Here is a 22708-nt window from a genome sequence, read left to right on the forward strand (position 1 = left end):
TTTCGCCAAGCCCCTTAGAGACTGTCTAAAAACTAAGTTATTGATCTGCTTAATGGTGGAGTCGGGTTAAAACTGGCTAGAAGCGGGTTCCGCGCTAAATTTTTGTTCAAAATCAATGGCGAGTTTTGCGACAGTCTCTTAAATTCGTCATACCCGCGAAAGCGGGTATCCATGCTTTTCAGTGGCTTACTGGATTCCCGCTGGTGCGGGAATGACGGAAAGCGAAAGTCCTGTTCAAGTCAGACAATCATCCAGTAACGGTCGGTAGTGTTTGTCCGTCTCCCGATCCGGTCCGGTATAAACCTTCGGCCAGCGCTTTTTTACCACCGCGCTATCGCTGGACAGGGCATGGCAGGTGTTCAGCACCGGCGGCGGCGGGCGATCCTCCGCTGATTTGGCATCATCCTCGTCGTAACGCTGACCGTACACCGTCTGGAACATCGTCGTGGCAACCGGGCCGAGCAGCTCGGTCATGTGAGTACAGCCCCGCACCCCGCCGAACAGTTCCCGCAGTTTGAGCGACCACCCCGGCCCGATCCGTACCCCGATCAGTTGCTGATAGCGGCTAACGATAGCGGGACAGAGACCAAAGGGCGCGGCGTCAGTGCGAACATCAACCCCATGGATGCAAAACTGATCGTCTACCGTCAGTCGAATCCACATGTCATGCAGCGGTTCTTCGGCCTGGATAGCGCCGCCCCGGTCTTCGTTAGGAAAAGGGTAGGTTTTGGTATCCACCATCTGACCTTCAATGTCCCACAGCCCATCGTCGCGATGGTAACCCCAACACTGCACGATACGCCGGTGTAGGAGTCGGCGTGGGACGGGAGCGGAGAGCGGCATGAATCCTCCAAAGAAATTTAGGTGAGCCAGCGACTGACGGTTTCAGTCGAAGAAGGCACCGCTCATCATCTGCGTCAGCCGTGTTTCCAACTGTTCGATCACCCTACGCTTCTGGTTCGGAGTGTAATCCCACCAGGCGGCGATTTCGTCCAAGGTGCGCGAGCAACCCTCGCAAAGTTGCGTTTGCGGATGAATGACGCAGACGCCAATGCAGGGGGAGGGCGGATCGTTAGGCGGGAACGAACAGTTGGCGGTCATGGCGGATATGAGGATTGCTCGCAGTGTCATGCAGTGATGATACCGCGCCGCCGCATGGCGAATCCAGGAACAATCAGGTCGCCAGGAGAAATGCCGCCCAGCCGGTTAAAGCTCCCCAGACGGGTCAGGAAATAATTGACATCCTCCCCGCCCCCCGCCTACGCGGGGGCAGGCTCTGAAGGACGGGGATTCCTCTGTAGAGGGTATGATGCCCCATACCGAGAACACTGAATGCTCTCTGATCTCCCCTGTGTATCGCTACACAGGTGGTACAACCGACCGGCAACAGGTCGGCCTAAACCCATGCTTTTGAACACGATTAAGATTTTACCTGCCCCTCTTTTGAGCAGAACCGCATCTCTTAAATTGCCAAAGAAGCTCTAACATCAGGGGCGCAATCGCCATATCCCGACCCGAGTATGATAGCAGCGCTAATGGCTAACCCAAAGAAAAAGACGGCGAACTTTGTTCGCCGCGCTATCCATCCCCGGCCTGAAGGCCGAGGCTTTTCGCGCAATTCGGGTAAAAAACCATTTCTTAATCTGGGGTTAGGCCAGTTTTGTCGCTTCAAGGTCGAAAATGGGATTAAGGGTAAAGATAATAGGGTCTATGCTTGTCTGGACGCAGCGTCAGGTTTAACCTTTAATTGAAAGGATTCAGAAGTGATCGGGCCGTGCTTGGCCATGCTGTTGAACCGGGTTTGATCCTAACAACACCAAACGATTAAGGAGGGAGCGTCATGTTGACCTATCAAGATTGTGTGGAATTAAGCGACCTGACCGAGGAAGAGATTGAAGCCATCGCCCAACACGAGCATTTGCCGGAAATGGCGGCGCTGGAACTGGGTAGCTACATGGTGCATACCGAAGAAGGGGTGCCGATGATCAAGCGCATCATTCTGGATGACATTGATGAAGCACGCCGGCGCGGTCATGCCGAGAAAGCTTTGCAGTTAAAGCTGGTACTCAAGCATTTTGTGGAGACTCATCCGAACAACCGGGCCTCAGCGTGAGTCAGTCGCATCAGACGATTGGATCGGCCGCCCCGGTGGCGCTCAGGCGGGATCCCCAGCCAGCAAAGCCTGGACTTCAGCCAAGCCGGCCCGGCGCATGGGCCGGCCGTCCACTGGGCTGCGCGGTGCTTCCCGTTCAGCCAGCAGTGCGAAAATCGTGAGGTCAATGGGAGTGTCGCCAGCGGTGAAACTAAAAACCGGTTGGCAGAGGGGGGTGCCGTTGGCCATTTTGAGGCGGCGCTCCGATGTTTTGAATGGAATGCGATGTTCCATCAGAAATAGCGGTACCTCCTCGATGGGTTCGGCGAACAGGTGCAGGTGGACGCCCGCATGAGAACTGGCAGCGCCACTCAGCACCGATCCGACCAGTCTGGGCCGGAAGCAGGCGAGGAAATGCATGGCTTCCAAGGCGGTTTCACGCAGGCCGCGCAAGCGAAGCGGCTGATGGTCGGCATGGAACAACCGCTGGCGGTCGATCAAAGCCTGTTCGACCGCCGTGTTGTCCGGTAGTACCGCTTTGTCAGGAATTCCAAGGCGCAGTGCGGCCTTGCGCTTGGCAGTCCCGAAATCCTGAATGCCTTCTTCGGTCATGATCCGGGCGCACTCTTGGGCCAGCAAGAGCGTGATGCGGTGGTGGGTACGGGGTCGGTGAGTCATGGATAGATCCCAGAGTAGGGTTAAACTTTAAGCCAAAAAATTGCGGTCTGACGCTTTGAGTGCGTTTGTTTGCTATATTTGGCAGAGATACCGGTTTGATTCGTCCACTCTGAATTGGTTGAGGAAGGGTAACTTGGCTCTGTTTACGCGTAAAGAACCCATTCTGGGCATCGACATCAGTCCATCGGCGATCAAGCTGATCGAACTGAGCCGCTCTGGGCCACGCTTCCGGGTCGAGAGCTTCGCCATCGAACCGCTGGGCGAGGGCATGATGGAAGATCGCAACCCGGTGGATACCGATCAAATGGCGGAGGCGATCAAGCGAGCCTGCCGCAAAGCGGGTACGCGCACCCGCCGTGCCGCTGTCGCCGTACCGACCTCCAGCGTGATTACGCGCACCGTGCCGATGCCAGCGGAGTTTAAGGAAAGCGACATTGAGACCAATATCTCGATTGAAGCCGCCCAGTACATTCCCTATCCCATCGAAGAAATCTATCTGGATTTCGAGAACAAGGGTCTTTCTCGCGCCAGCAACGAGATGCAGGACATCATGCTGGTGGCTACCCGCAAGGAGAATGTGGATACCCGCGAAGCCGCCCTGAAGGAAGCGGGTCTGACTCCGGCGATTGTGGATGTTGAGGCTTACGCGCTGGAAAATACCTTTCGGCTGTTGCTGGAGAGTCTGCCCAAGGCGAGCAGCGGAGGGCAGATCAGCCTGGATAAGCCGCGAGACAGCTTGACGGCGCTGGTGGATATCGGCGCCACCATCACCAATTTGTACATTCTGCAGGACGACCACATTATTTTTACCCGCGAACAGGGCTTTGGCTGCGACCAGCTTACTGTTCGAGTGGCTGAGGCTTATGGCCTGACCCGGGAGCAAGCTGAACAGGCCAAGCGTTCGGGGCAGGTCGCCGACGATTTTGCCACCACGATCCTGGAGCCGTTCAAACAGATGCTCGCCGAGCAGATTGGTCATGGCTTGCAGTTCTTTTTTTCCTCCGACCAATTCGTTTCCGGTCGCTATAATGTAGATACCATTGCCCTGGTGGGCGGTGGCGCGATGATTATGGGGTTGGATCGGGTGGTGGCGGATATTCTTGGCATCACGGCGGTTGTGGCTAATCCCTTCAGAAATATGGGGAGCGCCTCGAAAGTGAACAGCAGTGCCTTGTTACGCGATGCGCCGTTATTGGCGGTCGCTTGCGGTCTGGCCCTGAGGAGCTTCGACTGAGATGACGCGCATTAATTTGTTGCCTTGGCGTGAAATGCGCCGCACTCAGCGGCAGCGAGAACTGTTCGGGATGCTGGCTGGAGCCGCCTTGATCGCTGCGGGTGCCGTGTTTCTGATACAGACCGAGATCGCCCACCGCATTGACTACCAGCAGGAGCGCAACAACTATCTGCGTGGTGAGATCGCCCGGCTCAAGAAAGCGGCTGAGGAGTTGCAGGAGTTGCAGAAGACTCGGAACCAGTTGGTAGAACGTCTCAATGTCATCCAGAAATTGCAGACCAGCCGTCCGGGCATGGTGCGGATGCTGGATGAGATGGTTCGACTGATTCCTCAGGATATTTACCTGACCGCGTTCAAAACGGCCAATAATCAGGTCACGCTCAATGGTATCGCCCGCTCCGATAACATCATCTCCGAGTTTATGCGCGCTATTCGTAGCAACAAACTGTTTGGTGAGCCGGTGTTACAGATCATCGAGACCCGGAATGTGAACAACGTGCAAGCTCGAGTGTTCGAGCTGATTGTGCCATTAAAGCTGGAGCCAGGTTCAGACGCTGGGGGAGGTAAAACATGAATTTGTCCAATATCAACCTCAGCGACATTGATCTGCGCGAGGCGGGCGATTGGCCGTTGGCGGGCAAGATTGTGTTGGTGGTTCTGGCTGTCGCCGCAGTGTTGGGCGCTGGTTATTATTTCTTCACCAGCGAACGGCTGGATGAGTTGGATCGAGTAACGCGCGAGGAACAGACGCTGCGACAGGAGTTCGTTGAGAAGCAGCGGGTGACGGCCAACATTGAAGCGTTCCGGGCGCAGCTCAAGCAGATGGAGGCTGATTTGGAGGTCATGCTGCGGCAGTTGCCGACCGGTACGGAAATGCCGGACTTGCTGGAAGATGTGTCTAATACCGGCAAAAAGAATGGTCTGGACTTTGAACTCTTCAAACCCGAGGCCGATCAGCCTCGGGACTTTTATGCGGCGAAGCCGATCACGATCAAGGCGCGAGGAACTTACCATCAGTTTGGCGCGTTTGTGAGCGGGGTCGCGGCGCTGTCGCGGATCGTGACGCTGGAGAATGCGACCCTGACCGGTGCGAGTGGCAAGGAGGTGAAGGGCGGCAAGGACGCGAAAGGCGTTAAAATCAATAATGAACCGCTCAACATTCAGGCGACGCTGCAAACCTATCGTTATGGGACTGATGTCGGTGCGCCGGCGGGCCAGGGCGGTCCGCCGCAGAAGGGGGCGACCAAGAAATGAACCTGCGTTTGTGGTGGGAGCGGGTAGTATCCGCACACGGCATGGTAGTGCCGGGGGTGATGGTCGCGGTGCTGGTGGGTTGCGCCCAGCCGGATTTGACCAAGGTGCAGCAGTTCGTGGAAACCACCAAGCGCACCACGCCGGTCAAAAAGCTCGATCCACCGCCGGAAATTAAAGCCTACACGCCTTTTTCCTATACGGCACAAGGGGGCAAGGATCCGTTTGTGGTGGCGGCGTGGGCCGGTGATCCCGACGAGCTGGGAGAAATATCGGCTAAGGTGCAGCAGAGTGGTGCCAATTACACCGGGCCGCGACCTGATCCAAACCGGGTTCGGGAGGAGTTGGAGAAATATTCGCTGGGTTCGCTCAAGATGATGGGTACGTTCCGCATGGGCAGCGGCAACGGCGGCGAGTTGTGGGCGCTGATTCTGGCGCCTGATGGTGTGGTGCATCGGGTTCAAAAGAACAATTATCTGGGTATGAACCACGGCAAGATCACCGGTATTACGGAGCAGCGGGTCGAGTTGAAAGAGATTGTTCCGGACGGGCCCGGACGCTGGCAGGAGCGGGATTCGCTGCTGTCGCTTACCCAATGATCGTAGGGGGAAGTCATGATAAGCAGGTCCACGAGTGAAGGCCAACATGACCGACGGTCAGGCGGAGGCTGGTTGCCGCTTGGGTTGGCGGTGATCGGGTTGATCGGATGCATAGCGCTGGCGGGGGGCGGGCGAGTCGCGGTTGCCGCGGAAACCGATCCGGTGGTGTTGCAGGCGGTAGATATTAGTCCGCTGTCCGGTAATCGGTTGCAGATTCGCTTCCGACTGTCGGGGCCGCCCAAGGGGCCGCCGAGTAGTTTCACTATCAATGAACCGGCGCGAATCGTGCTGGATTTTCTGGGGACTACCAACGGTCTGGATACCCGGCAGCAGCCGATCAATGTCGGAGTGGCCGACAAGATCAGTGTGCTGGAAGGCGCCGACCGGACTCGGGCTTCGCTCAATCTGGCGCGACTGGTGCCCTATAACGTGCAGGTGCAGGGTAACGCGGTGTTACTGACGCTGGAAAACGCCGGCGCAACTGCCGCCAAGACTCCGGCGGCGACTCCGGTGACGTCGGTCAAGGCAGCGGCGAGTTCGCGGCAGGCCAATGCCGATGGGCCGGTGACGACCCCGCGCAATGTCAGTGATGTCAATTTCAAGCGCGGGCCGGGCGGGCAGGGCGTGATTACGATCAGGCTGTCCAATCCCGGTATTCCAGTGGACGTGCGGCAGGAAGGCAACCAGATCATTGCTGATTTTCAGGGGGCAGCACTGAAACGTGGCCAGGAGCGGCGCCTGGATGTGACCGATTTTGCGACGCCGGTCACGCTTTTGGAGGCGTTGAACCGGGGCGGCAACGCCCGCTTGACTATCAAACCTAATCCGCCGTTCGAGTTTTTGGCCTATCAGGCCAATGATCTTTATGTGATTGAGGTGCGCCCGCCGCAGAAATCCAAGGAAGAGGAAGATAAGGAGGCGAAGTTCGATCCGTCCAAGAAGAAGTACGTCGGCGATTTACTGTCGCTGAATTTCCAGGATATTGAGGTGCGGGCGATCCTGCAAATCCTGGCCGATTTCACCGGGCTGAACATTGTGGTCAGCGATAGCGTGAAGGGTAATTTGACCCTGCGCTTACAGAATGTGCCGTGGGATCAGGCGCTGGACATTATTTTGCGGACCAAGGGTCTGTCCATGCGCCAGAACGGTAATGTGATTTTCATTGCGCCGACCGAGGAAGTGGCGGCGCGAGAGAAGCTGGATTTGGAGTCGCGCAAGGTGGTGGATGAATTGATTCCGCTGCGCACTGAAATCATCCAGATCAATTATGCCAAGGCCGGTGATTTGGCGAAATTGTTGAAAACGCAGGACAAGGATAAGGGAAGTATTCTGTCGCCGCGTGGCACCGTGGAGACGGATGAACGAACCAATAGCTTGATCGTTAAGGACATTCCCGACAAGCTGGCGGAAATTCGCGATCTGGTGACCAAACTCGATGTGCCGACCCGCCAAGTGATGATTGATTCGCGGATAGTGATTGCGGTCGACAATTTTGCGCGGGATATCGGGGTGCGCTTTGGAGTGACCGGGGTTAATCAGGGTGGTAATACCTTAAATACGGTCAGTGGCAGTTTAGCCGGCACCAGTACCATTGTAGACAGCGCCGTCGGCAATCTGATTAGTACCGGGCAGCCGTTTCCGGTTGCGGTGCCGCCTCTGGCCCAGCGGTTGGGGGTGAATCTGGCGGCGGCGGGCGCGCCCAGCCTCGCCTACTCCATCCTCGGTGCGGATTATCTGCTTGATCTGGAATTGTCAGCGTTACAGAAGGAAGGCAATGGCGAGGTTCTTTCCAATCCACGGGTAGTGACGGCGGATAATCAGGAAGCCTCTATTCTGCAAGGCCGGGAAATCCCTTATACGGTGGCTCCTACTACTATAGGTGCCGCAGCGACCACTGAATTCAAGAAAGCGGTTCTGGAGTTGAAAGTCACCCCGAAGATCACTCCTGATGATCGGGTTAGCATGAAGTTGGACATAAAGAAAGATGATGTAGGTGAGTTGGTTCCGCAACAAGGCGGGGGGTTCGTGCCCTCGATTGACACACGCCACGTGACGACCAATGTGCTGGTGAATAACGGCGAAACCGTAGTGCTGGGTGGTGTCTTCGAGCAGAACAAGAGCAAAGGCCAGAGTAAGGTGCCGTTGTTGGGCGATATTCCGCTGTTGGGCTATTTGTTCCAGGACAATACCACTTCAACCATCAAACGTGAGTTGCTGATTTTCGTGACGCCGCAGCTTCTGAAGAATGGCGCGGTCGCCGAGCGTTAAAACATTTCAAGAAACACCATTGTCGCGGGGAGTGAAGCCATGCGCGTGTTGCTGGATAGGCTGAAAGGGTTTGCTGAGTTGTTGCTGCTGGCCGTGATGCTGGTCAGTTGGGGGAGCAGCGATGCAGTTGCTCAGTTTTTTAGCAATCCGGGTGGCGGCAGCGGCGGTTTCACCGGACGGCCATTGATTACGGTCGAGATTTCTGCGGATAAGACCAGTGTGCCGGTTAATCTGGCCGGTTTTGGGCCGAATCCTAGCCTGCCTTATACCAGCACCCTCACGGCGGTGGTGAAACAGGATGGACGGTTGTTGCCAACGGATATTCAGTTCGATTTGGCGCCCAATCTGGCGCAAGGCACCCTGTTTGACCCGGCGGATCTGACCAAGGGTTTCCGCAGCCTGCCGGTGAAAGGCACCAGCGGCTTGTCTACCGTATTTTTCCAGGCTTCTGCCACGCCAGGCACGGTGACTATTACCGCCTCGGCACAAGATCCCAACACTAAACAAACAGTGAGTTCCAGCGTACAAATCACGGTAGTTGGCGAGAGCCGGCCAGCGACTTCGATAGCATTCACCGGGCCGTATGTGAACGCGGTGATCGCAGGGGAATCGCGCTTCGGTACGCCACCTATCCAGAATGGCGCTTACAGCCGGGTAGTCAGCGTCGTGGTCAATGATGCCAACGGCAATCCGACCAATCCCAATACCAAAATCAACTTCTTCCTGATTGATGCGCCGATCACCGGTTATCCGAACAATCCCGGTGCATTTTTTGTCGCCGGCAATAACGGCGATCCGCAGGAAAACGGCCTGAACTTCAGTGCGCTCGGCGGTCAATTCCTGACCAAAGGGGTGCGTCCATTCCAGCGACTGGTGCTGAATGGGGGCCAGTATCGCACGATACAGACGGTGACCAGTGAGGAGAGCCTGACGATTCAGGCCAGCAAGCCGTTCGGGTCGGACAGTCGCGCCGCGATTCCCTACGTGATCGGTCATGCCGAAAATGCCGCGATTCTGTCGCCGTCGTTTACCGATCTCAGCGGAGTGGCCAGCACGATTCTGACCTATCCGGTCACCCGGGTCGGCCAGACGGCGATTTTGATGGCGTGTACTGATGATTATGTCTACTGCGGGATGCTCAATACCTGCGATATCAACGGCGCTAATTGCAAATCGGTCTATCTGGGTGTGACCAATGGCTCCGACCGGGTGCTAACGGTTTCGGCAACCAGCTTGGGGCCGAACCGGACCACCAATGTGCAGATGTGCCTGCGGGACGTGAATTTCACTCCACTGCCGGCGACAGAAATCCGTTATGACATCGGATCGACCGGCCCGGCCAAAGTGACTGTCAATGATGTAGAGGGCAACAAGGGCAAGCTGTTGACCGGCGAAGAGGGTTGCACCACGGTTAAGATTGCCAGCAGCGGCCAGATTCCCGGTGGACTGCCGATTGATTTGAATTTTACGTCGGATTTTGTGGCGGCCCCGATCAAGGTGACCATCAAGTCACCGGGCGCCGGCAAGATGGATGGCTTTTTCAACTGCGAGTTCGCAACGGACCAGGGCACAGCTAGCTGCAAGGGCACCTTGCGGTTGACCGACGACGAAGGATCGCCGATGGCCGGGGTGCTGATAGCGGTGGGACAGGTGGTGGCACCCGGTGAGTTCGTGTTGACCTTTAATCCGGCGGAGGGCGTGTTCGGTAAGACCGATGAGAGCGGTCAGTTGCAGGTGTCGGTCGATATAAGGAGTCCGGGCCAATATACCTTCCCGTTCCAGACCGCAGCCGGCGGCACCGCAAAGTATGAGTTGAAAGTGGGTGTAGCAGTGCCGGGCACCTTGAAGATCACGCCGCCTACCACCGCCACTGCGACCGTTGGTCAGCCCTACAGTGGCGTGTTCCTGGCCGATGGCGGGGTGCCGCCGTACAGTTGGTCGCTGCTGGCGGGTCAGTTGCCGCAGGGTTTGAGCTTTAGCAGTAACGGTTCAATTACCGGAACGCCGGCGGCAGGTTCCGATGGCGTGTACAGCATCTCGGTGCAGGCGACCGATAGCAAGAAGCAGACCGGCTTTGCGACGTTCACCCTCACAGTGGGAAGTGGTACCTCGCTAAAAGTCACTATGGTTGGCCCCACTACGGCGACTATCGGTACACTCTATAGCGCGGTTTTCCAGGCTGACAGTGGGATTCCACCGTACACCTGGGAGTTGCTATCAGGCTTGGCGTCGTTGCCAAAGGGTTTGGTCTTTGACGCCAGTAAGGGCTTGATTACGGGAACGCCGACGACTGAGGGCACCTTTAGCTTCTCGGTGCAGGCGACCGATAGCAAGGGGCAGACCGGATCTGGCGCATTCACCATCACGGTGGGCGATGGCAGCACTGGCGACCCCTTGGCGATTTCGACGTCGACACTGCCTGATGGAACTACAAGCACCTTTTATACCGCGTTGTTGCAAGCGACGGGGGGCAAGACGCCGTACATCTGGTCCATTTTCAGCGGGGTTTTACCTGCGGGTATCACCCTTGACGGCAGTAAAGGCGTGCTATCAGGTACGCCGACTTCGCCGGGCGTCTTCAATCTGATTATGCAGGTAGCGGATGGCGCGGGCAAAACCGCGCTGGCAAATTTAGCCTTGACCGTGAAGCAAAGCGGGGGGGGTGGAGGTTCCGTCACCCCTTCCGGCCTGATCTTGCTGGTGAGCAGCCCCGATTTGCCTTCTTCGGGCCAGCCGTCAGTGACGTTGACCGCTGTTGCGAGCGATAGCAAGGGAGTGGTGCTGAAAGATGTCGGTGTGCAATTCCAGGTCAAGAGTACCGAGGCGGACGGTAAAACGCCCAATGGCACCATTCAAGTGATCACCAGTGTCACCGATGACAAAGGGGTTGCCACGGCCTCGCTTTCCACCGGCGGTAACAAGCGCAATCGCATTATCACGGTCGGCGCCGTCTCTGGCGAGATTGTGGCGAACCCGGTGAATGTGACGGTGACGGGCACCACTTTGAAGGTGTCCGGGGTGGATTCTGGAGCGTCGGTGCTGGTCGGCGATACCTTGAAGCTGATCTTTGAACTGAAGGATTCGGCGAGTGTGGGCATTTCTGGAGCGACGTTGAGCGTGTCCTCGGTGCTGAATGGCTTGGCCCTACCACCGGCGAAATCCGATGCTAAGGGTTCAACGCTGTCGGTCACAACCAATTCCAGCGGCGTGGTCGAAGTCAATCTGAAGATTAATCAAAATGGTACGGATGAAATTAAAGCAAGTTGGGTTGGCGGTGGTGCTGAATCCATACCATTGTCTTTGACCGCTTCCTCCGACAAGATCACCATTGAAGTGGTGGATGCGAATACCAATCAACCAGATGTGATTGGTATTAATTCCAGCGGTAATATCCGGGTGACTTGGACCAGTCTGGTGAATTGCGGCGATCCTAACGGCTGCTTGGTATCGCCGGCGGATATCAGTTTGGTAGTGACCAAGGGCACTCTGGTGGTGACGAATCCCGGAGGTAATCCGCTGCTCGCTACGATTAGTTCCAGTGTGCCGGGGGGGGCTGTTATTACCGCGACCGGCAATACCACCAGGGATGGTCAGCCCGTCAAGGTGGCTTCAGCTCCGAAAAGCATCCAGTTTGTTTCGACAGAACCCCTGCCGAGCAAGTTTGTGGTGCAAGCCGATCCAGCGACGATTCCGGTTAATGTGCCGCCGTCGACATCCAGTCAGAGCACCATTACCGCGACCGTGCGTGACGCCAACGACAATCCCGTCCCTGGTATTCAGATCTCCTTTAAGGTGATCAAAGATGCCAGCGGCGGTACAGTAAGTGCGGCTTCGGCGGTAACGGATTTCTCTGGACAAGCCAGCGTTGTTTATTTTGCCGGTTCCAGTACCACCCCTGATAATGGCGTGGAGATTCAGGCCACCGCAAGCAGTCCGGTCAACTTGACGGCGACCACTACATTGACCGTGTCCAAGCGTGAAGTCTTTATTACGCTCGGCACCGGTAATACCATTACTGAGCCTGATCCCACGACTTATGCATTGCCCTACAACGTACTGGTGAATGACATTGTGGGCGGCGCGGTTCAAGGGGCAACGGTGACCTTGAATACCGTTCCTTTGCAGTATCGCAAAGGACAGTATGTGTGGAATGGCGTAGTGTGGGTGCCGGTGGTTGCCATAAGTTGCCCCAATGAAGACACTAACAATAATGGCATTCTTGATCCGGGCGAAGATGTGAATAACAACGGCCATTTGGATCCGGGCAATGTGGTAACCACCTCCGTGGCTGCCATCACCACCGATAAAGATGGCTTCGGCAAGTTCGATGTACTGTACGCACAGCAATATGCGAGCTGGATCAATAACAACCTCACTGCACGGACTAAGGTGAACGGGAGTGAAGGTGAGCAAAGTTCCATCTTTGTGTTACCGCCCAGCGCAGCCGATGTCGGCAGTGAAAAGATATCGCCTCCCGGACAGCCCAGTCCGTTTGGCGTGTTGCCGAATTGCGCAGTTTCTGTTGAAAAGGAGGTTGCGCTGAAACTGAGTACGATCCCGCCGGCCAGTGTAGGGTTATCTATCCCTGTCGCTGGCGCTAGTCTTGGGCCTCTTGCGTCGGTAAGCAGTAGTGTGACCGTGACGGTTGAGTTACCGGGCTTCTCAGGTGATCTCACTGGAACAACTATAACGGCTCAGGGCAACTCGATTGTGTCCAATGTGAGTATTGCCGTCCCCTCATCCTTGGCTACCACGGGACCAACGGCACTGTTTAATGTGACGGTGACCAACACCAGCATAACCAACAGTGTACCGGTGTCAGCCACTGGGACGCCGGTAGGGACAGTGACGTTTGCGGTTGGAAATGCGAAGGCTGTAGTGCCCATCAGGCTGGTACCCTAGCAGTAGTTAAGTTGGGTTGCCGTCTTTATGGGCAACCCAACACCGCACAGTCTGCTGAAATATTAGGAATTTTGGCGGGGTATGAAATGGCGACGCTTTACCAGCAGGATGTGATTGCTTGGGCCAATCAACAGGCGGCTTTGCTGCGAGCAGGCCGGTTTGCTGAGATTGACTTGGAACAGGTGGCTGAGGAGATTAGCGATGTGGGCAAGAGCGAGCAGCGGGAATTGGCTCATCGCATGGCGGTATTGCTGGCACACCTGTTGAAGTGGCAGTTTCAATCCGAACGGCGCGGTCACAGTGGGCGACAAACGATCGTGGTTCAGCGGCGTGCAATTGCCAAGCGTTTGCAACGAACCCCGAGTCTGAAAACTTCCTTGGCGGATGTGCAGTGGTGGGAGGAAGTTTGGGCGGATGGGGTGGCTTTGGCGACCGAAGAAACCGGGCTGGTTTTTCCAGAAGCCTGTCTGTGGTCCGCCGATCAGATCATGTCCGGGGATTTCTGGCCGGATCCTTGATGGACGTTGATCAAGTTTATGTAGAGCAATTCAAAAAGCTCGACTAGTTGCTTTTATCCTTGATTCAGAATAGCGATAAGTGCCGTGAGGTTAACGATCATGATCAGCAGTCAACGGGCATTCCGTAGTTGGGGGCGAGGGTTGCAGGCCGTGCTATTGGCGTTGGTCGCCAGCGTAATCCTGGGCCAGGGCGCGGCGTTGGCCGATGGGTTGCGTCCGGCAGCGACGGAACAGCGGGCGCGGTTGGTCGAGACCTTCGGGCGGTCGCCGCTGCATTTCGAGCCGAATCAGGGGCAGACGGCGGAATCCGTGAAGTTCCTGGCGCGGGCACCGGGCTATCAGTTGTTGTTGACCCCGAACGAGGCGGTGCTGGCGGTGCGGGCGCGGGCGGTGGATCAAGCGCCGTCGCTGGTGCGGATGCAGTTGATGGGCGCGGACGTGAATCCTCAGCCGGTTTTGGAGGCGCTGGAGGCTTTGACGGGTCGCAGTCATTATTACTTGGGCAACGATCCACAACGCTGGCAGACCGATATTCCGCATTTCGCCAAGGTGCGCTATTCGCAGGTGTATCCGGGAGTGGATTGGGTGTTGTATGGCAATCCGCGCCAATTGGAATATGACTTTGTGGTGGCGCCGGGCGCCGACCCGAAACAGATTGCCGTGAGTTTTGCCGGAGCGGATCAAGCACGGATCGCGGCCAATGGCGAGTTGGTGGTGTCGGTAGCCGGGCGGGAAGTGTTGCATTCTTCGCCGACGATCTATCAGGTGGTGAATGGCGAACGGCAGATCGTGACTGGGCGCTATGTGCTGCGCGAGGCTGTTGGGGATGCACCCCTGGTGGGATTTGAGATTGCGGCGTATGACCGGCAATGGCCGCTGGTGATTGATCCTGTGGTGTATTTTACCTTTGTGGGCGGTGCGCCGGATGATAGTACCGGTGTCGGCGGTGATGATTTGGGTTTGAGTATTGCGGTGGATAGCTCTGGCAATGCCTATATCACCGGTTCGACTAGTACTAATAATGCGAATGTTGCCGCTGCGACTAAACAGTTTCCTACAACAAGTCTTGCCATTAATAAAATTTTTAGTGGAGGCACGGATGTTTTTGTGACCCGGATGGATGCGACGGGCACCATTATTTATTCGACCTATCTTGGCGGGAGTGCTTTTGATGCTGGTTATGGAATTGCTGTTGATGGCGGAAGTAATGCCTATGTCACCGGTTATACCAATTCGAGTGATTTTCCGATAAGAACGACAGCAACTCTGGTTGATGAGGGTACTACGGTCAGGATTACCGGATCGCCATTGTCTAGCGCTACACCGGGAACAGCCTATACGACAACATTCGCTGCGACGGGCGGGCAGTGTACAGCAGTAGCGCCGGCGACATGTACGGTTACTTACACATGGAGCCTTGATTCAACAACGTTGGCTAATTTACCAGCCAGCCTAACGCTCGACCCTGCCAGTGGCGTGTTATCGGGGACGCCAACCAATGCTGATGTCGGAACTTATAACTTTATCGTCAAGGTGGCTGATAACAATAGCACTCCCAATACGGCACGCAGGACTTTCAGGTTAACGGTGGTGGGTAGCCTTCTTCAAGGTACTCAAGATGCTTTTGTCGCTAAAATCAATGCCAGTGGCACATTAGGTTATTCAACTTATCTCGGTGGCACCGGTAATGAAGCTGGTTATGGGATTGCGGTTAATACTTTGGGTGAGGCTTATGTGACTGGTTATACCAGTTCAAATGATTCAACGACACCTGCTAATAATTTCCCCGGTGCGAATTTTTCAGCCATCACTCCCAAAGCGGCAGTTGGAGAAGACGCTTTTATCGTCAAAGTGAATGCAGCAGGTAATGGCTTGGTGTACAGCAGTCTAACGGGCTTTGCCGGTAATGATCGCGGCCAAGGGATTGTGCTGGATTCAGCAGGGACCAGCGCTTATATCACCGGCTTCAGCACCACTGGATCGAATGAAGCCGCTTTCATTTCCAAGGTGAGTACAACAGGTGCGCTTAGCTATGGTGCTGCCTTGGACGGCTCCAGCAGCAATGAGCGCGGTCTAGCGATTGACCGGGACAACGCAAAAGCTATCTATATTACCGGTTATACCAGTTGTTCCTATACATCAATTCCCTGTAGCACCTCAACGGGTACAACCCCCGGTATAGCTACAACGGGTGCCTATGACACCACGTTTAATGGCCCCTCTGCATCACAAGATGCTTTTGTCGCCAAATATACGGATTCAGGATCAGCCTTCACGCTGAATTACGCCACTTATCTAGGGGGTCAGGCTAATGATGTTGGCTATGGCATTACCGTAGATAGTTTCGGCAATGCCTATGTCGCTGGCGAAACCTTCTCTCCTGATTTTCCTTTGGTGAGTCCAGATGATGCTACCTTGGTCAAGGGCGAGGCGTTTCTGGCTAGACTGAACCAAGATGGAAAGGAGTTGACCTACTCCAGCTTCTGGGGCGGCGCTGAGAACGACTCCGGGCGGGGTCTCGCTAAGGATTTCTCTAATGACGTTTACATGGTGGGTTACACAAACTCACCCAAGGACGGTTTTTCACTCGGCACCATTACCCCTTATCGGGATTATTCTGGCGGTGCCGATGCGTTTGTAACCAAGTTCAGCATTCCCACCACCACTACCGACTTCAATCTGTCCGTCAAACTCCAAGGCAGCGGTTCTGGTGCAGTGACCAGCACCCCGCAGGGTATTGGTAAAACCGCTGAGTGTAAGCAGACAGAGGGTGTTCTAATCCCGAATGCTAATTGCGATGCCAACTATGCCACGGGAACCAAAGTCACTCTAACAGCGGTTCCGGCTACCGGATCCCTGTTTGTAGGTTGGAGCGGTAGTGGCAGCGGTACTTGCGCTGGCAGTTCTGCGTTGACCTGTGAAGTCACGATGGATGGCTCCAAACAGGTCGTGGCGAAATTTTCCCCGTCGCAAACACTGACCGTGATTAAGACCGGCAGCGGCACGGTGACCAGCGGTGACAATCCACAGACCATCAACTGTGGCACAACGTGTAGTGCCAACTATGTAGGAAGCACCCAGGTTACCCTGACCGCCCAAGCGGCAGCCGGCTCAACCTTCACCGGATGGAGTGGTGCCTGCACCACTATCGCCGGTACCTGCGTGGTCACGATGGATGCGGCCAAGAGCGTCACCGCGACCTTTATTTCGGCGCCCGGCGACCTCCCGGATCTGAAAATCGAGACCCTAACGACTCCCAGCACCGGCCAAAATACCGGGCGCAACATTAACTATTCCCTAACCGTAAAAAATATTGGCAAGGTGGCGGCGGGCAGTTTCAAGGTAGGTCTCTACCTGCTGACCAGCCCTCGCAATGATCCCAGTAATTTCAGCCCCAATGGGGTAGGGGTGATCAGTGCGGGTGAATGCTTGTTTGACAGCTTGGCTGTGAATACCACTACGAGTTGCAGCCGCAATTTAGTTCTGCCCAACAGCCTTATTGCTGGTTCCTATTATCTGGGCGCTTACGCTGATCCCGACAATACCATTGCCGAGAGCGATGAGGCTAACAATGGGAAGGCCACCACTAACACCCTGCCGATTGTGATCCTGACCGTCAACAAGAGCGGTAATGGGCAAGGTGTAGTCACCGGTACACCCTTCTGGATCAACTGTGGTACTCAGTGCACCACCAACTTCCTTTCCAGCGCCACGACTAAGGTCACCCTCACCGCCGTCTCAGACCCCGGCTCAACCTTCACCGGATGGAGCAGCGCCGGTTGCAGCGGTACAGCCAGTTGCGAAGTGACCATGGACGCAACAAAGAGCGTGACTGCAACCTTTAGTAGTCAAACTTCTGCGGTGGGCGTGTTCCGGGAGGGCACCTGGTTCCTGGACGCTAACGGCAATGGAGCTTGGGATGGTTGCCAGCAGGACGGCGGGCAGGATCTCTGCCTGTTTAACAGCTTTGGACAGGCTGGTGATTTACCGGCGGCGGGCAACTGGGACGGCGGCGCAAAGAGTTCTATCGGTGTGTTGCGCTCCAGCAGCGGCCAATGGTTCATCGACCTCAACGGCAATCACCAATGGGATGGCTGTGTGGCCGATGGCTGTTATGACGGCTTCGGCCAAGCCGGTGATCTGCCGGTGGCCGGGGATTGGAACGGCAGCGGCGTCGCTAAAATCGGCGTGTTCCGCAACGGCCAGTGGTTCCTGGATGCCAATGGCAACGGATCATGGGACGGCTGCGGCACCGAACTCTGCCTGAGCTTCGGCCAGACGGGCGATCTGCCGGTGGCGGGCAACTGGAACGGGGGGCTTCAAGCGGGCGTCGGGGTATTCCGCGCCGGCACTTGGTATCTGGACTACAACGGCAACGGAAAATGGGACGGCTGCGACATTGACCGCTGCTACTTCAGCAGTTTCGGCCAAGCCGGCGATCTGCCGGTGGCCGGCGATTGGAATGGTGACGGCAAAGCCAAGGTCGGAGTATTCCGCAATGGCACCTGGTATCTGGACTATGACGGTGACGGGAAATGGGGTGGCTGTCAGCAGGACGGCGGAAAGGATCGCTGCTACATCGGCAGCTTTGGTCAGCCAGGCGATTTGCCGGTGGCGGGGCGCTGGTAAGCGGGGACCGACCTCATTTTAGATTCCACTAGGGCACGGAGGCACAGGGATCAAACCACGGTAAGCCACCTTTTGCGCCGAAAGGCGCTATGGCGCCGCCGGAACGCCATGGTGACCTTCCAGAGGAGGGGCGTGGAGAGCGGTCTCGGGAAAATCCGGCGAGGCGAGGTGTGGTTCCGGTTGGCGCGCGGGATCCTTCGGACGCTTGCGACCCCGCCGATGCCGTGGGCGACCCAGGTTCTTGAGACGCACGCGGCCGCCTTTCGGCAACGTCTTGCGGGGACGGCCCCGCTTCCCGGTCTGCACTGTCTGGGTACACCCCCGTGTCAATCGCATCCCCTTCTAACATCCGTGGAATGAAGGTCTGGCACAACCCGTAGAGCCTCCCCGTCGGTTTCATCCCACCCCACCGGTGTTCCCACTAGGCCATCGTGTTCTTGTGCGCTCCCAGAATCCGGGCTGTCGCCCGCAGTCCCATCCCTTCTCCGGTGAGAATTTTATGACGGATAATTCAGCCGGTGTTGTTATACCGTTTCCCGATAGGTTTTGTTCTTTGCGGAGGCCAAAAACCACCCTGTTCGTCATACCCGCGAAAGCGGGTATCCAGTTTTTCAGCGGCTGCCTGGATTCCTGCATTCGCGGGAATAACGAAAACCTATTCAGAATTGGTATTAAAACAACTTTTGAGGTAAATTTAGATAGTTCTAATGTCAAAATAGAGCATATAGAAGTTGATCAAGAAGGGTATTATCGAATTACCGTTAATAGCACAGAGTGCGGGACGTATTGCCATAAATGTGATCATTTTATTCAACGCCACCTCTTCTTGTAATCGTGCTACCTTGTTTCAATTTATTGATTTTAATCATTTTACTTTTCAAGCTAATTTTTGTCATGTACAGAGAAGTGGTGGACAATGACGGGCTGGAAAATATGGAGGTGATCCGGTTAAAAGTGAATAGCATCATAGAACAGGAACTGCCCGCATGACCCGCGCCGTTGTCTTCGCTTATCACCATGTCGGAGTGCGCTGCCTCAAAGTGCTGCTGGCGCATGGCGTGGATGTAGCGCTGGTGATCACTCACGCTGATAACCCCAAGGAACAGATTTGGTTTGACAGCGTGGCTGCGACGGCTGCGGATTACGATATTCCGACGATTATGCCGGACAATCCCAATACCCCGGATGAGTTGCAACGCATTCGTGATCTCACCCCAGATTTTCTGTTTTCGTTCTATTACCGGCAGATGTTAACGCCGGAACTTCTCGCCATCGCTCCACGCGGCGCGCTCAATATGCACGGTTCGCTGCTGCCGAAATATCGCGGGCGGGTCCCGGTCAATTGGGCGATTATTCACGGCGAGAGCGAGACTGGGGCGACGCTGCATTATATGGTGGCGAAACCCGATGCCGGCGATATTGTGGCGCAAACCCCGGTGCCGATTTTGCCCGATGACACCGCGCAAGAGGTATTTAACAAGGTAACGCTGGCCGCTGAACTTACCCTGCATCGAGCATTACCCGCATTGATCGCCGGAACAGCGCCGCGCATTGTTCAAGACCTGGCGCAGGGCAGCTACTTCTCCGGTCGCGACCCGGAAGATGGACGGATTAACTGGAATGAATCGGCGGCGCAAATTCACAATCTGGTGCGCGCAGTTGCGCCACCGTATCCGGGCGCTTTTACGACCGTGATGGATCAGCCGGCGCGGATTTTAAGCACCCGGTTGATTGCAGTGGACTGTGGCAAGCGACCTACACCACTGCTTACTCTGGCTGATAACCGGCTGCTTGTGTATTGTGCTGATGGCGCTGTATTGCAGATCCTTACGCTGGAGATTGCTGGTGAACTTATTACACCAGCGACCCTAGTGCTGCGATTCGGCCTTGGCCCGTGGCGGATTGGGGATTGAATATCATCACGCAATTTCCTAGCCCCAACTCTTTCCAAGGATGAGAGGGGGCTTTTTCTTTTTTCAGATTTTGGACTCCTTCCCGCAATGAAAAGAATCCTGATCCTCGGAGTTAACGGCTTCATCGGCCATCACTTGTCCAAGCGCATCCTGGCGAATACCGATTGGGATATTCACGGGATGGATATGCAAGACGACCGCATTCGCGATTTGACCGGCAACCCCCGCTTTCACTTCTTTGAAGGCGACATTACTATCAACCGCGAGTGGATTGAATACCATGTCAAAAAATGCGACGTGGTATTGCCGCTGGTCGCTATCGCCACGCCGGCCACCTATGTGACTGAACCGTTGCGGGTGTTTGAACTCGACTTTGAAGCCAACCTGCCGGTGGTGCGCGCTTGCGTCAAATACCATAAGCGGCTGGTTTTTCCTTCCACGTCGGAAGTTTATGGGATGTGCGCCGACGCTGAATTTGACTCCGAAAACTCGCCGCTGGTCTATGGGCCGATTAACAAGCCGCGCTGGATTTATGCCTGTGCCAAACAAATGATGGATCGGGTCATTTGGGCTTATGGGATGGAACAAGGGTTAGATTTTACTCTGTTTCGGCCCTTCAACTGGATCGGCGCTGGTCTCGATTCAATCAATACACCGAAGGAAGGCAGTTCGCGGGTGATTACGCAATTCCTCGGCCAGATTGTACGCGGTGAGCCGATTAAGCTGGTGGACGGTGGCGCACAACGGCGCTCGTTCACTTATGTAGACGATGGGATTGCCGCGCTGATCAAAATTATTGCCAACGTGGACGGCATCACCAGCGGCAGGATTTATAACATCGGCAATCCCGGCAATAACCTGTCGGTGCGCGAACTGGCGACGCGGATGCTGGAACTGGCGGCGGATTACCCGGAATACCGCGACAATGCGGCAAAGGTTCGGTTAATCGAAACCACGGCGCTGGATTATTACGGCAAGGGTTATCAGGACATGCAGCAGCGAGTGCCGAACATCGCCAATACCTGCGCTGATCTCGACTGGCAGCCGACGGTGACGATGGACGATGCGCTGCGACAGATTTTCGAGGCGTACCGCGCTCATGTCGCTGACGCCAGCGCGCTGATTCAATAGCCGCCATGTTATCGCCCACCCTGGCGCTGAAAGTAGATGTGGACACCCTGCGCGGGACGCTGGAAGGCGTACCACGATTGGTTGAAACGTTCCAGCGCCACCAAACCGACGCGACATTTTTATTCAGCCTCGGTCCCGATCATACCGGCTGGGCAATCAAGCGGGTATTTCGGCGCGGGTTTCTCGGCAAGGTCAAACGAACCTCGGTGATCGAACACTATGGCCTGAAAACACTGCTCTATGGGACGTTATTGCCCAGCCCGGATATTGGCCGGCGGGCGGCGGGAGTGATGCAGGCGGTGCGCGATACCGGTTTCGAGACCGGTATTCACTGCTGGGATCATGTGCGGTGGCAGGATCATGTGGTCAACGCAAACGCTGAGTGGACGGCTGCTCAGATGCGCTTGGCGACCGACCGCTTTAGCGAGATTTTCGGCGCGACGGCGTGCGTCCATGGCGCTGCGGGCTGGCAAATGAACGGCCATGCGCTGCGGCTCAGCGAATCCCTGGGCTTTGCCTATGATTCTGACGCACGCGGAACCCATCCTTTTTTACCGGTGGTGGACGGGATAACGATCCGTTGTCCCCAGTTTCCGACCACGCTACCGACGCTGGATGAATTGATTGGGATGAACGGAGTCACGCCGGATAACGTCGCCGACCGACTGCTGGCGTTGACTCAGACGGTGTCGGCCACCGGCCATGTTTTTACGCTCCATGCCGAACTCGAAGGCATGAAATTCCTGCCGGTACTCAATCAGCTTCTCAGCGGATGGCGCGCTCAAGGGTATCGCCTTGGCGCATTACGGTCGCTGGCCGCCGCGACGGCATTGGATGCTTTACCGCGCCATGAACTCATCTACGGCAGCGTACCGGGTCGAACCGGCACATTGCTGGTTCAGGGGCCGGCTTCTCTCACTACCCGACAGAGTTAATTATGCCGATCAATAGCCTCAAGCTTTTTCCTGTGAATAAGGTTTTGATCGCTATATTGGCGATTGTAGTGATAGCGGTACTCATACTTTTCATCACGCTATCGCTTTTTGACTATCCATCCGCCGATGATTTTTGTTATGCCGCCAAGGCCAAACAACTGGGTTTTATCGAGGCGCAGGTGTTCTGGTACCAACACTGGTCGGGCCGCTACACGCTGAATCTGGTCTATACCGCATTTACCCTGTCAGGGGATATTTTCAAAATCTACCGCTTCCCACCGATTATTCTTCTAGTATCTACGTGGCTGGGCTTTGCTTTTCTGACTGCGAAAATTACCCAAAGTAAGCTCTCGATACCTCTGGTTTTTCTTTTGGGAGGGGTATGCACGATACTGTTCATCGCCGGCGCTCCAGATGTTGCCCAGACCTTCTATTGGCCGGGCGGCAGCTTTACTTACCAAATACCCAATGTCCTCTTTGTTTTTCTGCTGGGCTTGCTGATTTGGCGGGAGACTACAGCAAAAAATAGCCTCCTGTAAATTTTCCTGTGATGGCGAT

At 55.8% G+C, this 22708-nt stretch carries 16 protein-coding genes; 13 read left to right on the forward strand and 3 right to left on the reverse strand.

The window, feature by feature from the left end:
• Positions 1-234: 234 nt before the first annotated feature.
• Positions 235-843 carry a DUF2889 domain-containing protein gene (locus BN874_RS19805; protein ID WP_051498116.1) on the reverse strand — a complete coding sequence of 203 codons (609 nt, stop codon included), beginning with the start codon at positions 841-843 and terminating at the stop codon, positions 235-237.
• A gap of 42 nt (positions 844-885) precedes the next feature.
• On the reverse strand, positions 886-1101 hold the full coding sequence (locus BN874_RS19810; protein ID WP_034436237.1) for a DUF1289 domain-containing protein: 216 nt from the start codon (positions 1099-1101) through the stop codon (positions 886-888).
• Positions 1102-1840: 739 nt separating this feature from the next.
• Between BN874_RS19810 and BN874_RS19815 the strand changes: the two genes are divergently transcribed.
• Entirely contained in the window at positions 1841-2113 is a 273-nt protein-coding gene (locus BN874_RS19815; protein WP_034436238.1) for a hypothetical protein, read from the forward strand.
• 42 nt (positions 2114-2155) lie between these two features.
• On the opposite strand, the gene BN874_RS19820 is transcribed toward BN874_RS19815, so the two are convergent.
• Complete coding sequence (locus BN874_RS19820) at positions 2156-2770, reverse strand: hypothetical protein (RefSeq protein WP_034436240.1); 615 nt, start codon at positions 2768-2770, stop codon at positions 2156-2158.
• Positions 2771-2903: 133 nt separating this feature from the next.
• Between BN874_RS19820 and pilM the strand changes: the two genes are divergently transcribed.
• From pilM to BN874_RS19885, 12 genes are all read left to right on the forward strand, one after another.
• Entirely contained in the window at positions 2904-4004 is a 1101-nt protein-coding gene (gene pilM / locus BN874_RS19825) for a type IV pilus assembly protein PilM (RefSeq protein ID WP_034436244.1), read from the forward strand.
• Position 4005: 1 nt separating this feature from the next.
• On the forward strand, positions 4006-4578 hold the full coding sequence (locus tag BN874_RS19830) for a PilN domain-containing protein (protein ID WP_034436246.1): 573 nt from the start codon (positions 4006-4008) through the stop codon (positions 4576-4578).
• On the forward strand, positions 4575-5258 hold the full coding sequence (locus tag BN874_RS19835) for a type IV pilus inner membrane component PilO (RefSeq protein WP_051498117.1): 684 nt from the start codon (positions 4575-4577) through the stop codon (positions 5256-5258). The genes BN874_RS19830 and BN874_RS19835 overlap by 4 nt, the downstream gene beginning before the upstream one ends.
• Positions 5255-5854, forward strand: coding sequence for a pilus assembly protein PilP (locus tag BN874_RS19840; protein WP_051498118.1), 600 nt, complete (start codon positions 5255-5257; stop codon positions 5852-5854). The genes BN874_RS19835 and BN874_RS19840 overlap by 4 nt, the downstream gene beginning before the upstream one ends.
• Before the next feature lie 15 nt (positions 5855-5869).
• Positions 5870-8122 (forward strand): type IV pilus secretin PilQ, encoded by a 2253-nt coding sequence (locus BN874_RS19845; RefSeq protein WP_081756546.1) that lies wholly within the window; start codon positions 5870-5872, stop codon positions 8120-8122.
• 39 nt (positions 8123-8161) lie between these two features.
• A complete protein-coding gene (locus tag BN874_RS19850) occupies positions 8162-13024 on the forward strand; it encodes a putative Ig domain-containing protein (RefSeq protein ID WP_034436248.1) in 4863 nt (1620 codons plus the stop codon).
• Positions 13025-13110: 86 nt separating this feature from the next.
• The gene (locus BN874_RS19855; protein WP_034436250.1) at positions 13111-13542 is read left to right on the forward strand and encodes a DUF29 domain-containing protein; all 432 of its coding nucleotides are present in this window, start codon (positions 13111-13113) and stop codon (positions 13540-13542) included.
• A gap of 99 nt (positions 13543-13641) precedes the next feature.
• Positions 13642-18171: a DUF7948 domain-containing protein gene (locus BN874_RS19860; protein WP_034436253.1), complete on the forward strand. Its 4530-nt coding sequence runs from the start codon at positions 13642-13644 to the stop codon at positions 18169-18171.
• Between the two features lie 986 nt (positions 18172-19157).
• Positions 19158-20084 (forward strand): formyltransferase, encoded by a 927-nt coding sequence (locus BN874_RS19870; RefSeq protein ID WP_034436257.1) that lies wholly within the window; start codon positions 19158-19160, stop codon positions 20082-20084.
• An 87-nt stretch (positions 20085-20171) separates the two neighbouring features.
• Complete coding sequence (locus BN874_RS19875) at positions 20172-21215, forward strand: bifunctional UDP-4-keto-pentose/UDP-xylose synthase (protein WP_034436259.1); 1044 nt, start codon at positions 20172-20174, stop codon at positions 21213-21215.
• A 5-nt stretch (positions 21216-21220) separates the two neighbouring features.
• Positions 21221-22150 (forward strand): polysaccharide deacetylase family protein, encoded by a 930-nt coding sequence (locus tag BN874_RS19880; protein ID WP_034436261.1) that lies wholly within the window; start codon positions 21221-21223, stop codon positions 22148-22150.
• 2 nt (positions 22151-22152) lie between these two features.
• Entirely contained in the window at positions 22153-22689 is a 537-nt protein-coding gene (locus tag BN874_RS19885) for a hypothetical protein (RefSeq protein ID WP_034436263.1), read from the forward strand.
• Positions 22690-22708 lie beyond the last annotated feature (19 nt).

The sequence above is a fragment of the Candidatus Contendobacter odensis Run_B_J11 genome, assembly GCF_000531125.1.
GTDB lineage: Bacteria > Pseudomonadota > Gammaproteobacteria > Competibacterales > Competibacteraceae > Contendibacter > Contendibacter odensensis.

Excerpts from the sequence above, each read along its gene's own strand:
- BN874_RS19850 (WP_034436248.1), top strand. The coding sequence starts at position 8,162 with ATGCGCGTGTTGCTGGATAGGCTGAAAGGGTTTGCTGAGTTGTTGCTG.
- BN874_RS19810 (WP_034436237.1), bottom strand. The coding sequence starts at position 1,101 with ATGACCGCCAACTGTTCGTTCCCGCCTAACGATCCGCCCTCCCCCTGC.
- BN874_RS19885 (WP_034436263.1), top strand. The coding sequence starts at position 22,153 with ATGCCGATCAATAGCCTCAAGCTTTTTCCTGTGAATAAGGTTTTGATC.
- BN874_RS19815 (WP_034436238.1), top strand. The coding sequence starts at position 1,841 with ATGTTGACCTATCAAGATTGTGTGGAATTAAGCGACCTGACCGAGGAA.
- BN874_RS19880 (WP_034436261.1), top strand. The coding sequence starts at position 21,221 with ATGTTATCGCCCACCCTGGCGCTGAAAGTAGATGTGGACACCCTGCGC.
- BN874_RS19845 (WP_081756546.1), top strand. The coding sequence starts at position 5,870 with ATGATAAGCAGGTCCACGAGTGAAGGCCAACATGACCGACGGTCAGGC.
- BN874_RS19830 (WP_034436246.1), top strand. The coding sequence starts at position 4,006 with ATGACGCGCATTAATTTGTTGCCTTGGCGTGAAATGCGCCGCACTCAG.
- BN874_RS19805 (WP_051498116.1), bottom strand. The coding sequence starts at position 843 with ATGCCGCTCTCCGCTCCCGTCCCACGCCGACTCCTACACCGGCGTATC.
- BN874_RS19855 (WP_034436250.1), top strand. The coding sequence starts at position 13,111 with ATGGCGACGCTTTACCAGCAGGATGTGATTGCTTGGGCCAATCAACAG.
- BN874_RS19840 (WP_051498118.1), top strand. The coding sequence starts at position 5,255 with ATGAACCTGCGTTTGTGGTGGGAGCGGGTAGTATCCGCACACGGCATG.
- BN874_RS19860 (WP_034436253.1), top strand. The coding sequence starts at position 13,642 with ATGATCAGCAGTCAACGGGCATTCCGTAGTTGGGGGCGAGGGTTGCAG.
- BN874_RS19870 (WP_034436257.1), top strand. The coding sequence starts at position 19,158 with ATGACCCGCGCCGTTGTCTTCGCTTATCACCATGTCGGAGTGCGCTGC.
- BN874_RS19835 (WP_051498117.1), top strand. The coding sequence starts at position 4,575 with ATGAATTTGTCCAATATCAACCTCAGCGACATTGATCTGCGCGAGGCG.
- BN874_RS19875 (WP_034436259.1), top strand. The coding sequence starts at position 20,172 with ATGAAAAGAATCCTGATCCTCGGAGTTAACGGCTTCATCGGCCATCAC.
- BN874_RS19820 (WP_034436240.1), bottom strand. The coding sequence starts at position 2,770 with ATGACTCACCGACCCCGTACCCACCACCGCATCACGCTCTTGCTGGCC.